General features: G+C 63.5%; 14 protein-coding genes. 2 read left to right on the top strand and 12 right to left on the bottom strand.

The features are described 5' to 3' along the window. Positions 1 to 75 precede the first annotated feature (75 nt). Genes ntrC through dusB form a run of 3 tightly spaced genes read right to left on the bottom strand, consistent with a single transcriptional unit; the run spans position 76 to position 3,688 of the window. Positions 76 to 1,533 carry a nitrogen regulation protein NR(I) gene (gene ntrC / locus M9955_20695; protein MCO5084061.1) on the bottom strand — a complete coding sequence of 486 codons (1,458 nt, stop codon included), beginning with the start codon at positions 1,531 to 1,533 and terminating at the stop codon, positions 76 to 78. Then, positions 1,530 to 2,666, bottom strand: coding sequence for a nitrogen regulation protein NR(II) (locus tag M9955_20690; protein MCO5084060.1), 1,137 nt, complete (start codon positions 2,664 to 2,666; stop codon positions 1,530 to 1,532). The genes ntrC and M9955_20690 overlap by 4 nt, the downstream gene beginning before the upstream one ends. Continuing rightward, on the bottom strand, positions 2,663 to 3,688 hold the full coding sequence (dusB, locus tag M9955_20685) for a tRNA dihydrouridine synthase DusB (protein MCO5084059.1): 1,026 nt from the start codon (positions 3,686 to 3,688) through the stop codon (positions 2,663 to 2,665). The genes M9955_20690 and dusB overlap by 4 nt, the downstream gene beginning before the upstream one ends. 136 nt (positions 3,689 to 3,824) lie before the next feature. Here dusB and M9955_20680 point away from each other — a divergent pair, with 136 nt between their 5' ends. Then, entirely contained in the window at positions 3,825 to 5,039 is a 1,215-nt protein-coding gene (locus M9955_20680; protein MCO5084058.1) for a bifunctional 2-C-methyl-D-erythritol 4-phosphate cytidylyltransferase/2-C-methyl-D-erythritol 2,4-cyclodiphosphate synthase, read from the top strand. After that, on the top strand, positions 5,036 to 5,533 hold the full coding sequence (locus M9955_20675) for a CinA family protein (protein MCO5084057.1): 498 nt from the start codon (positions 5,036 to 5,038) through the stop codon (positions 5,531 to 5,533). The genes M9955_20680 and M9955_20675 overlap by 4 nt, the downstream gene beginning before the upstream one ends. Before the next feature lies 1 nt (position 5,534). Here M9955_20675 and M9955_20670 read toward each other — a convergent pair whose 3' ends face one another. From M9955_20670 to M9955_20630, 9 genes are all read right to left on the bottom strand, one after another. Beyond that, on the bottom strand, positions 5,535 to 5,987 hold the full coding sequence (locus M9955_20670; GenBank protein ID MCO5084056.1) for a type II toxin-antitoxin system RatA family toxin: 453 nt from the start codon (positions 5,985 to 5,987) through the stop codon (positions 5,535 to 5,537). A gap of 11 nt (positions 5,988 to 5,998) precedes the next feature. After that, complete coding sequence (gene lipA, locus M9955_20665; protein MCO5084055.1) at positions 5,999 to 6,961, bottom strand: lipoyl synthase; 963 nt, start codon at positions 6,959 to 6,961, stop codon at positions 5,999 to 6,001. Between the two features lie 156 nt (positions 6,962 to 7,117). After that, positions 7,118 to 7,372, bottom strand: a complete 255-nt coding sequence (locus tag M9955_20660; protein ID MCO5084054.1) for a GlsB/YeaQ/YmgE family stress response membrane protein — start codon at positions 7,370 to 7,372, stop codon at positions 7,118 to 7,120. A 72-nt stretch (positions 7,373 to 7,444) separates the two neighbouring features. Continuing rightward, positions 7,445 to 8,890: a dihydrolipoyl dehydrogenase gene (lpdA, locus tag M9955_20655; protein MCO5084053.1), complete on the bottom strand. Its 1,446-nt coding sequence runs from the start codon at positions 8,888 to 8,890 to the stop codon at positions 7,445 to 7,447. A gap of 17 nt (positions 8,891 to 8,907) precedes the next feature. Beyond that, entirely contained in the window at positions 8,908 to 9,546 is a 639-nt protein-coding gene (locus M9955_20650; GenBank protein MCO5084052.1) for an SGNH/GDSL hydrolase family protein, read from the bottom strand. Positions 9,547 to 9,661: 115 nt separating this feature from the next. Next, positions 9,662 to 10,204, bottom strand: a complete 543-nt coding sequence (locus tag M9955_20645; protein MCO5084051.1) for a DUF308 domain-containing protein — start codon at positions 10,202 to 10,204, stop codon at positions 9,662 to 9,664. A gap of 28 nt (positions 10,205 to 10,232) precedes the next feature. Beyond that, a complete protein-coding gene (locus tag M9955_20640) occupies positions 10,233 to 11,597 on the bottom strand; it encodes a pyruvate dehydrogenase complex dihydrolipoamide acetyltransferase (protein MCO5084050.1) in 1,365 nt (454 codons plus the stop codon). Further along, positions 11,598 to 12,212 carry a Uma2 family endonuclease gene (locus M9955_20635; GenBank protein ID MCO5084049.1) on the bottom strand — a complete coding sequence of 205 codons (615 nt, stop codon included), beginning with the start codon at positions 12,210 to 12,212 and terminating at the stop codon, positions 11,598 to 11,600. Positions 12,213 to 12,281: 69 nt separating this feature from the next. Next, on the bottom strand, positions 12,282 to 13,691 hold the full coding sequence (locus M9955_20630; protein ID MCO5084048.1) for a pyruvate dehydrogenase complex E1 component subunit beta: 1,410 nt from the start codon (positions 13,689 to 13,691) through the stop codon (positions 12,282 to 12,284). Between the last annotated feature and the right edge of the window lie 4 nt (positions 13,692 to 13,695).

Genomic DNA, 13,695 nt, shown 5'->3' with positions numbered 1-13,695 from the left:
CCCGGCCGCAGAGACATTCATCCGCGATAATTTCCGCTGACGATCGCGTGAAATGGCCGTCGGAGACCCAGCTGCTCAGGCCGGGCGTGCGCCCCGGTACACATTGACGCCAAGTTCGCGAATCTTCTTGCGCAGCGTGTTCCGATTGAGACCCAGCAGTTCGGCTGCCTTGATCTGGTTGCCTCTGGTGGCCGTCATACAGGCCAGCACCAGCGGATACTCCACTTCCGCCAGAATGCGATCGTAAAGACCCGGCGGCGGCAGATCGCCATCGAAAAGCGCAAAGTAGCGCTGGAGATGTTGCTCCACCGCCTGCCCGATGGTGAGATTCTCAGGCATGAGCTGCGGCGCCTGCACGCTGGGCGTGACCCCCGTCTTGAGCTCCGATTCGATGATCTCGCCGGAAATCTCGTCCTGCGGATAGAGCGCCGCCAGCCGCCGGACAAGGTTCTCCAGCTCGCGAACATTGCCGGGCCAGGAGTAACGCTTCATCAGCTCGATGCCTGCCGGCATGATGCGCTTGGTCTGAAGGCCTTCCTGCTCGCCCTGCTTGAAGAAATGCCGGACGAGATCCGGAATATCCTCTGAACGCTCCCGGAGTGCGGGAAGCCGCAGCGGCACCACGTTCAGCCGGTAGAACAAATCCTCGCGGAAGAGACCCTGATTGATCAGATTGCGCAAATCCTTGTTGGTGGCGGCGACGATCCGCACATCCGTCTTGATGGGCGTCCGCCCCCCGACGGTCGTGTATTCGCCCTGCTGCAGGACGCGCAGCAGACGTGTCTGCGCCTCCATCGGCATGTCGCCGATCTCGTCGAGGAAAAGCGTACCGCCTTCCGCCTGCTCGAAGCGGCCGGTGGAACGGTTCTGCGCGCCGGTAAAAGCGCCTTTCTCATGGCCGAAGAGCTCGGACTCGATCAGGTCGCGCGGAATGGCGGCCATGTTGATGGCCACGAACGGCCCATTCCGGCGGCGGCCATACTCATGCAGCGCCCGCGCCACGAGCTCCTTTCCGGTGCCGGACTCGCCCGTGATCATCACGGTCAGATCGGTCTGCATCATGCGCGCCAGCATGCGATAAATGTCCTGCATGGCGGCGGACCGCCCCACGAGCGGCATGACATCGGGCTGCTCCTCGGCGCGCGCATCGGCCAGCGGCCGGCGCGGCTCCGCAAGAGCGCGCGAGACAATGTTGAGAAGTTCCGTCAGGTCGAAGGGCTTCGGCAGATATTCATAGGCCCCGGTCTCAGAGGCCCGGATCGCCGTCATGAAGGTATTCTGGGCGCTCATGACGATGACAGGGAGTTCCGGCCGCGCCTTCTTGATGCGCGGCAGCATGTCGAATGCGTTGCCGTCCGGCATCACCACGTCGGTTATGACGAGGTCGCCTTCGCCGGACGATACCCAGCGCCACAGCGTGGCGGCGTTGGAGGTGACACGCACCTCGTGGCCCGCGCGGCTGAGCGCCTGATTGAGAACGGTGCGGATCGCCGCGTCATCGTCCGCAACGAGGATCTGGCCAGGGACGCTCATTGGCGATCTCCGTCTGCTTCGTCGCCTGTCGGCATGTTTTCCTTCCAGGCGGGCATCAGGATGCGGAACTGCGTGCCGCGCGCGGAGGAATCGCATTCGATCACCCCGCCATGCTCGCCGACGATCTTCGCCACCAGCGCGAGGCCGAGGCCCGAGCCGTTGGGCTTCGTGGTGATGAAAGGATCGAAGAGGATCGGGAGGAGATCGTCGGAGACGCCCGGCCCGTTGTCGCGCACGCAGAACTCCAGCGGCAGCGACACTCGTTCCGGCGTGCCGGGCACAGAGACACGGATGCCCGGTCGAAACGCGGTCGAGAGCGTGATCTCGCCCTGCGGATCGGAGCCGATCGCTTCGGCGGCGTTCTTCACGAGATTGAGGAAGACCTGGATCAACTGGTCGCGGTTGGCGTAGACCGGCGGCAGCGACGGGTCGTATTCCTCAATGATCTTGATGCCCTTGGCGAAACCGGTCTTAGCGATTGCCTTTACATGGTCGAGCACCACATGGATGTTGACGGGATAGCGGTCGACCGGCCGCTCGTCCGAAAACACCTCCATGCGGTCGACAAGGGCCACGATACGATCCGTCTCGTCGGTGATGAGCCGGGTCAGAGCGCGGTCGTCGTCGGAGGCCGACAGTTCGAGCAGTTGCGCCGCGCCCCGAATGCCGGAAAGCGGATTCTTGATCTCATGCGCGAGCATGGAGGCAAGGCCCGTGACCGAACGCGCCGCGCCGCGGTGGGTCATCTGGCGATCGATCTTGTCCGCCATGGACCGCTCCTGGAACATGATGACGACCGACCCCGGAAATTCGGGGACCGGGGCGGCATAGAGGTCGACCACCTTCTCAACGCCGAGCCGTGGCGAGGAAACGTCGACGCGATATTCGTTCACCGGCGCGCGCCGCTCGCGCACCTGCTCGACGAGTTGCAGCAGCGGACTGCCGAACGGAACCAGCTTCGCCAGCGAATTGCGCGCCAGAACGTTCGCGCTCGACCGGAAGAAATCTTCCGCATCAGCGTTCGCGAAGGTGATGAAGCCGTCCGGCCCCACCATGATGACAGGGCGGCGGATCGTGTTGAGAACGATCTGGGCGGCGTCCCGCATGCTGGCATTCGGCGTCATGTTGTTCATGCTGCCATCCGCTCCGGTTCGCGGTCGCCCGCGGCAAACGCCTCACGCAGGTAAGCGATCACCAGCGCCGGCTCGAACGATGTCATCACGGCACGGCGCAGCGCCTCCGAAACAGCGGGCGCACGACGATCAAGATACCAGCCGAGATGCTTGCGCGCCTGCCTGACGCCGCTCTCGACGCCATAGAGCGCAAGCATGTCCTCGTAATGCGCGACGACGTAGTCGGCGAGTTCGGCGGCGGTTCGCGGCACGCCATGCGCAGCGTCTCCCGCAGCGGCGGCGGCGATTGCGGCCGAGGCCCATGGCGCACCATAGTGCGCGCGACCGACCATGACCGCATCGGCGCCCGACCGTTCCAGCAGGGTTCGCGCATCGGCCGGCGTCTGCACGTCGCCATTGGCGACGACAGGGATGGATACGGCCTCCTTCACGGCGCGGATCGCATGCCAGTCGGCTGCGCCCTTGTAGAACTGGCAGCGCGTGCGTCCATGCACCGTGACCATTGCGACGCCGGCCTGCTCGGCGCGGCGCGCCAGTTCCGGCGCATTGAGCGCGTTCTCGTCCCAGCCGAGTCGCATCTTCACCGTGACCGGGACCCGGACGGCGCCGACGACCGCGTCGATCAGCCGAACCGCGTGATCGAGGTCGCGCATCAGCGCCGAGCCGCAATAGCCGCCCGTCACCTTCTTGGCCGGGCAGCCCATATTGATGTCGATGATGTCGGCGCCTTCGCCTTCCGCGATCGCCGCGGCCTCGGCCATGAGTCCGGCGTCCCTTCCGGCGAGTTGCACCATATGCACGGGGAGTCCCGAACGGCGGATGCGCCGCTCCGTATCGCCGCGCCCTTTCGCCAACTCGCCGCTGGCGACCATCTCGGAAACCACGAGGCCGGCGCCGTGCGCATAGGCTCGACGCCGCATCGGCTCGTCGGTCACACCCGACATCGGAGCCTGAAACACACGGTTCTGGATCGTCACAGGCCCTACGCCAAGGGGTTCAGCGAGTTTGTCGAGATCCAACATGCATAAAAACCAAGCACTGCCACGCGTTGCACATTCTCTAACCAGATTTCACACGTTCCGCAATGTGCAACTGCGAACGAAGCGGACAAACGTGGAAACGCTGGCGGAACCCAATCCGGCGTATTAAGGCCGGACGATGACAAGCTCTGTGTCCAACAGCCGAAACACAAAAGTCGCGGCGGTGATCGTCGCGGCGGGGCGAGGCGAACGCGTCGGCGGCGATTTGCCGAAGCAATACCGGGCCATAGGCGGCAAAGCGATTCTGGCGCGAAGCGTCGACGCATTCCTGTCGCATCCGGATGTCGACGTAGTAGCTGTCGTCATCCACCCGGATCACCGGGCTCTTGCCGATGCCGCGCTTGGCGACGCCGCCGGGCGGTTGATGCTGGTCGAAGGCGGGGCAACACGGCAAGCATCTGTGCTCGCCGGCCTTCAGGCGCTGCATGACATCGCACCATCCAAAGTTCTGATCCACGACGCCGCACGGCCGTTCGTGGATGCCGCGATGATCGCGCGGACCATCGGCACGATCGGTGAGCGCTGCGGCGCCCTGCCGGTGTTGCCCGTCTCCGACACGCTGAAACGCGGCGACGAGAGCGGCATGGTGGCGGAGACGATTTCCCGCGACGGTCTTTTCGCAGCGCAGACGCCGCAGGGTTTCCCGTTCCAGTCGATCCACGCGGCGCATATCGAGGCGGCACGCGCCGGCAGGTCGGATTTCACCGACGACGCGGCGATCGCGGAGTGGGCAAAACTACCGGTCAGGCTGGTGGACGGCTCACCGGACAATGTGAAGCTCACCTGGGCAAAGGATATCGACATGGCCGATCAGCGCCTCTTCGGCGGGACACATTTCCCGGATGTGCGCACCGGCAACGGCTACGACGTCCATTCCTTCGAACCGGGCGACCACGTCTGGCTTTGCGGAGTCAGGATTCCGCACGGCAAGAAACTGTCCGGCCATTCGGACGCCGATGTCGCCCTCCATGCGCTCACCGACGCGCTGCTGGCAACTTGCGGCGCGGGCGACATCGGCTCGCATTTCCCGCCTTCCGATCCGCAGTGGAAAGGCGCGGCATCGCGGATTTTCCTCGAACATGCGGCGCGCATCGTGCGCGAAAGCGGCGGGCGCATAGCGAATGCCGATGTGACGCTCATAGCGGAGGCTCCGAAGATCGGCCCGCACCGCGCCGCCATGGCGGCCGCCATCGCAGGCATGCTCGGGATCGATGCCAGTCGTATCTCGGTCAAGGCAACCACAAACGAGCATCTGGGTTTTATCGGTCGGGAAGAAGGCATCGCGGCCATCGCGACAGCCACCGTGATCTATCCCGGAGGAGTGCCGGAATGACCGATATGGATGAACTTGCCGACCGCTTCCTGAAAGCGTGCCACGCGAAGAAGATGCTGACCGCGACCGCGGAAAGCTGCACGGGCGGCAAGATCATCGCGCTGCTCACCAACATTCCCGGCTCGTCATCCATGGTGGATCGCGGCTTCGTCACCTATTCCAACGAGGCCAAGATGGACATGCTTGGCGTGCGGAAGGAAACGCTGGACAAGCACGGCGCGGTATCGCGCGAGACCGCGATTGAAATGGCTGTCGGGGCGCTCAGAAACTCGCGCGCCGGCATCACGCTCGCCGTAACAGGGGTCGCGGGTCCGGATGGCGGCTCCGCCGAAAAGCCGGTCGGGCTCGTCTGGTTCGGCCTCGCGCTCGAAGGCGAGAAACCGGTAGCCGAAAAGCGCCTGTTCGAGAACCGCGGAAGGTCCTACATCCGCGAGGAAACCGTCAGGGTCGCGCTTGAGATGGGGATCGAGGCGCTATCGAGAAAGGGCGACTGACTCACACCGCGCCGTAGACCTCCGCCGCCCGTTTCTCGAACGCATCGGTGAACATGCGGAAAGCGCGGTCGAACATGGCGCCCATGACGGCGCCCAGAATGCGGCTCTTGAACTCGTAGTCGATGAAAAACCGAACGTCGCAGCCGCCATCCGCCGTCGGCTCGAAACGCCAGACATTGCTCAGATATTTGAACGGCCCGTCGAGATACTTCACCTCGATCGTCCGCTCGGCGGGCTTCAGGTGCACCTGGCTGGTGAAGGTCTCGCGGATCGCCTTATAGCCGACCGTCATGTCGGCAACGAGAATGGCACGCCCGTCCCGCTCCTTGCGCGAACGGACCGTCAGCGCCTCGCAGAGCGGCAGGAACTCCGGATATTTCTCGACGTCGGCAACCAGCGCGAACATCTGGTCCGCAGCATGGAGCACGCGCCGCGTCGTCTCGAATTGCGGCATGGCGGATGCGGCTATCCCGCCTTCTGGAGCTGCGCCTCGCGCGCCGCGCGCAGCCGCGCGAAATCCTCGCCGGCATGGTGCGACGAGCGCGTCAGCGGGCTGGACGCGACCATCAGGAAACCCTTGGTGTAGGCGATCGTCTCGTAAGACCTGAATTCGTCGGGCGTCACGAACTTCATCACCGCGTGGTGCTTCCGCGAGGGCGCCAGATATTGGCCGATGGTGATGAAATCGACATCGGCGATGCGTAGATCGTCCATCAATTGCAGCACCTCGTTGCGCTCCTCGCCGAGCCCCACCATGATACCGGATTTGGTGAAGATCGACGGATCAAGTTCCTTCACCCGCTGCAGCAGCCGCACGGAATGGAAGTAGCGCGCTCCCGGGCGCACCTTGAGATATTTCGACGGAACCGTCTCCAGATTGTGGTTGAACACGTCGGGTTTCGCAGCGACCACCACCTCCAGCGCTCCTTCCTTGCGGAGGAAGTCGGGCGTCAGAATCTCGATCGTGGTGCCCGGCGCGGTGCGGCGGATGGCGTGGATCACATCGGCGAAGTGCTGCGCGCCGCCATCGTCCAGATCGTCCCGGTCGACCGAAGTGATGACGACATGCGTCAGCCCCATCGTCGCGACGGCGCTGGCCACGCTTTCGGGCTCGTTCGGATCGAGCGCAGTAGGGATGCCGGTCGCGACATTGCAGAAGGCGCAGGCGCGGGTGCAGATCTCGCCCATGATCATGAAGGTGGCGTGCTTCTTGTCCCAGCACTCGCCGATGTTCGGACAGCCGGCCTCCTCGCACACCGTCACCAGCTTGTGCGACTTCACGATCTCGCGCGTTTCCGAATAGCCCTTCGAGACCGGCGCGCGCACGCGAATCCAGTCCGGCTTGCGCAGCACTTCCTGATCCGGTCGGTGCGCCTTCTCCGGATGGCGTGGCCGGGGCTGTGCAACCATATCGACTACAGTAACCATGGAGGCTTTTCGCCCTTCAAATTGCTTCAGTTCGAGCTCGGCGCGCATTCGCGACGCTCAAGCAGAATACGCCCGATGTAATAGCTTTGCAGCACAAACGAAAGGCCGCTGCGCCTGCGCGCAACGGCCTCGAATGCATGGCAGGGTTGCGGCGGGCTAGCGCCTTATCGCGCGACCCACGAAGATGAGCAGGCACGCGCCGATGAAGCCGGCGACCAGATAGGCGATCCAGCCCGCACCCAGGGAAATTCCCAGAACGGCCAGAATGGCGTTCAGCACGACGGCACCCACAATACCGAGAACGATGTTCATCAAGAGTCCCATATTGCTCTTCATGAACATTTCCGCGAGCCAGCCGGCGACGCCGCCGATCAGGATGGCCGCAATCCAACCAACACCATTCACATCCATGCTTGTGGTCCCTCATCCGAATTGAAACAACAGCCGGATAACGGCGAGCAGCGCACTCCGGTTCCATCGACCTCACACGTTGAGCGCGCGGCCATAGGCATCCAGCACGCTCTCCTTCATCATTTCCGAGAGGGTCGGATGCGGGAAGATGGTGTGCATCAGTTCTTCCTCGGTGGTTTCGAGGTTCATCGCGACGACAAAGCCCTGGATGAGTTCCGTCACTTCCGCTCCGACCATATGCGCGCCGAGAAGCTCTCCCGTCTTCCTGTCGAAGATCGTCTTCACCAGACCCTGATCCTCGCCCAGCGCGATCGCCTTGCCGTTGCCGACGAACGGGAAGCGGCCGACGCGGATGTCGCGCCCCTCTTCCTTGGCCTTGGCTTCGGTGATGCCGACCGACGCCACCTGCGGATGGCAATAGGTGCAGCCGGGAATCTTGCGCTTGTCAATCGGATGGACGTTCGGCAGGCCAGCGATCTTCTCGATGCAGATGACGGCCTCGTGCTCGGCCTTGTGCGCCAGCATCGGCGCGCCGGCGACATCGCCGATGGCGTAAATGCCCGGCACGTTGGTCTTGCAATAGCCGTCGATGGCGATGAAGCCGCGCTCGGTCTTCACGCCGAGCGCCTCGAGGCCGAGATTCTCGATATTGGCCTGCACACCGACCGCGGAGATCATGCGATCGGCGGTGATCTTCTCGACCTTGCCGCCCTTGGTCTCGACATGCGCCGTGACCGAGTTCGCGCCCTTCTCGACCTTCGTCACCTTGGCTTCCAGCAGGATCTTCATGCCCTGCTTCTCGAACTGCTTTTGCGCCAGCTTCGAGATTTCGGCGTCTTCCACGGGCATCACCTGCCCCATGACCTCGACCACGGTCACGTCGACGCCGAGCGTACGGTAGAAGCTGGCGAACTCGATGCCGATGGCGCCCGAACCGACGACGAGCAGCGACTTCGGAATTTCCGCCGGCTTCATCGCCTCGAAATAGGTCCAGATCAGTTTGCCGTCCGGCTCCATGCCCGGCAGCGCACGCGGCCGCGCGCCGGTGGCAATGATGATGTGCTTCGCCTTGTAGGCGCCTTCGCCCAGCGTGTTCTTCGGCACGGGGCCTACCGGCTCCATCGGCTTCTTCGCCGTCTTGGACACCACGACCTCGCCCGGCTTAGCGATCTTCGCCTCGCCCCAGATGATGTCCACCTTGTTCTTCTTGAACAGGAAACCGACGCCATTGTTCATGCGATGGGCGATGGCGCGCGAGCGCGCCACGATCGCCTTGAGGTCGGGCGAGACGGTGCCCTCGATCTTCACGCCGTAGTCGCCGGGATGCTGGGCGTAGTGGAATATCTCGGCCGAACGCAGCAGCGCCTTGGTCGGGATGCAGCCCCAGTTCGAGCAGATGCCGGCAAGATGCTCGCGCTCCACCACCGCGACCTTCAGGCCAAGCTGCGCCGCGCGGATCGCCGCAATGTAGCCGCCAGGCCCCGAGCCGATGATGATCACGTCATAGGATTCAGCCACGAAAGGCTCCTTTCAGGTCAAAGGCCAAGCGTCTGCTTGACGAGAGGCGCAAGGGCACGGCCGATGGCCCGCGTGTTCTCGGCGTCCAGATGCACGCCGTCGATCGGCGTTGTTTTGGCGACCGTGCCCGCTTCGAAGAAGGTGCAGCCAAGCTGCGCGGCATATAGACGGTAGGCCTCGGCCAAATGAGTGGAGGAAACGTTCGCGCCTTCGAAATACTCGGAAAACTCGACATTGTCGGTGCGCGAGACGGCCGGCGGCGACACCATTATCACCTGCGGCGCGGGCGCGTTGAAGAAATAGGTATGGCCGCGCACGATATTGACGAGACGCGCCATGCCGTTCGCCGCCACATAGGCGCGGCCGTGAATCCACGGCTTCATGTCGTTGGCGCCGAGCATGATGACGACCAGATCAAGCGGCGAATGGGTTGAAAGGCTTGTCGGCAGCGTGCGTGCGCCGTTCCGGTCTTCCGCCACGAGATTGTCGTCGAATGCTGTCGTGCGGCCGTTGAGGCCATCCTCGATCACATGGGCGGCGCTGCCGAGCTCCGCCTGAAGGACATTCGGCCACCGCACGTCGAACGGATGGCGGGATAGCGTCTCCGCATTGTAGCCCCATGTCAGGGAATCGCCGTAGCACAGGATATTCTTCACGCAGTCCCTCTCCTATCACCTCACGTCAGGCTTACGTGACGCCGACGCTCAAATCCCATCGGGCCAGTACGGTTGTAAGCCACGCCGTTCCGGTATGCAGAAGCGCCTCGCCCGATCAGATCTTGCGAAGTCCGAGCGCCACGATCAGCAGGAAAATGCCGTTCGACAGCAGTTCGACCGCCAGCAGGATGCCCAGGATAGTCGTGGCCGACCATGGGTAATCGGCGATGATCATGAAGCCGAGCAGCAGCGAGATCACGCCCGACAACACCGCAAAGCCCCATCCGGAGATCGGCCGCAGCGAAAATCCGTACATGATCTTCACAACGCCCAGCACCAGGAACAGCACGGCGACGAGCATGGTGAGCGAGAGCGCCCCCGCGACCGGGTTGAACAGCAAGGAGATGCCGACAGCGACCGTCAGCAATCCGAGCAACAGCGACCACAGGAACCCCGACCAGCCGGTGATCCTGAACGCCTGTATGAGCTGCACCACCCCGAACAGCAGGAAGGTCCAGCCGGCGAGCAGAACCGCCGCCAGCGTCGCCGCGAAGGGGTTGAAGAGGGCCAGAATGCCGCCGATCAGCGAAATCGCGCCGAGCACGGCGAGCCAGACCCACGACGTTCTCAGTCTTTCAACATGCGCTCCGGTAGCCATGGCATTTCCCTTTCGACAGGTTCGACGATCAGACCAGCATCCCCAAAGGATTCTCGATATGCCGCTTGAAGGCGCCGAGCAGTTCGGCGCCGAGCGCGCCGTCCACGGCACGGTGATCGGTCGAGAGCGTCACCGACATGACGGTGGCGACCGTGATCTCGCCCTTCTTCACCACCACGCGTTCCTCGCCGGCGCCCACGGCGAGGATCGTCGCATGCGGCGGATTGATCACGGCGGAAAAGTCCTTGATGCCGAACATGCCGAGATTTGAGACCGCCGTCGTGCCGCCCTGATATTCCTCCGGCTTCAGCTTGCGCGTCTTGGCGCGGGCCGCCAGATCCTTCATCTCGTTCGAGATCGCCGACAGGGATTTTTCGTCCGCCCGGCGCACGATCGGCGTGATCAGACCGCCGGGGATAGACACGGCGACGCCGACATCGGCATGCTTGTGCTGGACCATGTTCGCATCCGTCCAGGAAACATTGGCCGTCGGCACGTCGCGCAGCGCGAGCGCCAGCGCCTTGATGACGAGGTCGTTGACGGAAAGCTTGTAGGCCGGCTGATCGCCCTTTTCGGTCTTCCTGACGGGTGCGGCGTCGTTCAGCTGCTGGCGCAGCTTCAGCAGCGCATCAAGCTCGCAATCCAGCGTGAGATAGAAATGTGGGATCGTGCTTTTGGCCTCGACCAGCCGCCGCGCTATCGTCTTGCGCATATTGTCGTGCGGAACAAGCTCATAAGAGCCTTCCTCGAAGAGTTTCAGCACCGCGTCGTCCGACACAGGCTTCGGCGCGGCCGGCGCTGAAGCCGCCTTCGCTGCGGCCGATGGCGCGGCCTTGGCGCCGCCGCTGGCGATCGCGGCCTCGACATCCGACTTGACGATCCGGCCGTGCGGACCGGAGCCCTTCACCGCGGCGACGTCGACGCCGGCTTCCTTGGCGATGCGCCGCGCCAGAGGCGAGGCGAATGTGCGCTCGCGGGAACCGTGCTCGCCCTTTCCAGGAGCCGGCCCAGCCGCTTCGGAAGCCGCCGGCTGCTGCTTAGGCGATTCTGCTTTTGCAGGCTCGACCTTGGCTTTTTCCGGCTTGGCCGGCGCAGCTTCCGCCTTTGCAGGCGCGCCATCGCCGCCCTTGGCGGCAGCGGCGACATCTTCGCCATCGCCTGCCAGGACAGCGATCAACGCATTCACCTTCACGCCTTCAGTGCCGGCAGGCACCACGATTTTCGCGACGGTGCCCTCGTCGACGGCCTCGACCTCCATCGTCGCCTTGTCGGTCTCGATCTCTGCTATCACGTCGCCGGGCGAGACCTTGTCGCCCTCCTTGACCAGCCACTTGGCGAGATTGCCCTCTTCCATCGTGGGCGAGAGCGCCGGCATGGTGATGTTGATGGGCATCTAGCGGTCTCCTGCGAAGAGGGCTTGCGGGTCTTCATGGAGACCCAGCGGGTTGTCGAGCGGCCATAGGTCCGCGAGAGAAAGCGATATTGCGTCGAAGGGCGGCACGCTCGCCCGATCGTCCGAAAACCAGCCGCCGAGCCTTGTCCATCCGCGTTCAAGGTACTGGAACGCCTCAAGCAGTTGCTGCCGGGGGTCGATGAGCCAGAGATAGGCCACTTTTTCCTCGCCGTAGATGCGCATTTTGGCCGTGCGATCACGCGTTTCCGTCGATCCGGAGAGGACTTCGCAGATCCAGTCGGGCGCCACCTCGAAATATGCTGTCGCTGGCAGCTTCGGCATTCGCTCGATCCGCCAGGCCGCTATATCCGGCACAAGCACATGATCTCCAAGATGCAGTTCAGGCTCCACGGCGAATATCCAGCCGCCAGGCCCGCCACGCCCTTTTTGGAAAGGGCTGGTCAATTCGTCCGTCAGGCTATTGGCCGTGACGGAATGCCGGGGCGACGGCCTGGGATGCGTTCGCAGCACACCGTCGATGATTTCCGCGACGAGATGTTCCGGCGCCGCTTCGATGTCGGCGTAGGTTGCCAGCTTTTTTCCCGTAACGGCCATGGCAATCAGCCCCGAAACGATCCCGACGGCATCAGCATCCTGTCACGACGCCACCACATCAACATCCGCTCAGCGGTAGGTCACGGCCTTCACCGCCTCGATCACCTCGCCGACATTCGGCAACGCAAGCTTCTCGAGGTTGGCCGCGTAAGGCATCGGCACGTCCTTGCCCGCTATGGTGATCACCGGGGCGTCGAGATGGTCGAAGGCGCGTTGCGACACCTGATTGGCAATGAAATCGCCAACCGACGACTGCGGGAAACCTTCCTCGACCACGACCAGCCGGTTGGTCTTCTTCACGGAGGCAACAACCGAATCCAGATCCATCGGGCGGATGGTCCTGAGATCGATGATCTCGGCATCGATGCCCATGCCCGCCAGTTCGACCTTGGCCTTGACCAGATAGGTCATGCCGATGCCCCAGGAAACGAGCGTCACGTCCTTGCCGGCCTTCTGGATTCGCGCCTTCCCTATCGGCAGAACGAAATCGTCCAGCTTCGGCACGTCGAAGCTGTGGCCGTAGAGAATCTCGTTTTCGAGGAAGATGACCGGATTCGGATCGCGGATCGCCGCCTTCAGCAAGCCTTTCGCATCGGCCGCGCTGTAGGGCTGGATCACCTTCAGGCCTGGTATATGGCCATACCACGCGCCGTAGTCTTGGCTGTGCTGGGCGGCAACGCGTGCAGCAGCACCGTTCGGTCCGCGGAACACGATCGGCGCGCCCATCTGGCCACCGGACATATAGAGCGTCTTCGCCGCCGAATTTATGATCTGGTCGATCGCCTGCATGGCGAAGTTGAAGGTCATGAACTCGACGATGGGTTTCAATCCGGTCATCGCCGCACCGACGCCGACGCCGGCAAAGCCGTGTTCCGTGATCGGCGTGTCGACCACGCGCTTCGGCCCGAATTCCTGCAGCAGGCCCTGCGTGATCTTGTAGGCGCCCTGATACTCGGCGACCTCCTCGCCCATAACGAATACACCGGGATCGCGGCGCATTTCCTCGGCCATGGCGTCGCGCAGCGCTTCGCGCACGGTCATCGACACCATTTCCGTGCCTGCGGGAATGTCCGGATCACCGGCGACTTCCGTCTTCGGCGCAGCGGGAACCGGCGCCGCCTGTTCCTTCCCGGCATTGGCCGGGAGAGCCTCGGCGGGCTCCGAAGGCGCGTCTGCCTTGGCGGGCGCCTCGGCCTTGGCAGGCGCGGCCGCCTTGCCAATGTCTCCCGCGCTCTCGCCTTCCTGCAAGAGCACTGCGATCGGCGTATTGACCTTCACGCCCTCAGTGCCTGCCGGCACGAGGATCTTTCCCAGCGTACCCTCGTCGACGGCCTCGACTTCCATCGTCGCCTTGTCGGTCTCGATCTCGGCGATCACGTCGCCGGATTTGATCTGGTCACCCTCGTTCTTCAACCATTTGGCGAGATTGCCCTCCTCCATCGTCGGGGAGAGCGCAGGCATCAGAATATCGATCGGCATGGTT

It is taken from the genome of Rhizobiaceae bacterium, from assembly GCA_023953845.1.
In the GTDB taxonomy this organism is placed as follows: domain Bacteria; phylum Pseudomonadota; class Alphaproteobacteria; order Rhizobiales; family Rhizobiaceae; genus Arvimicrobium.
Note: the sequence above shows the minus strand (reverse complement) of the source record. Positions and strands in the feature narration are given on the sequence as shown.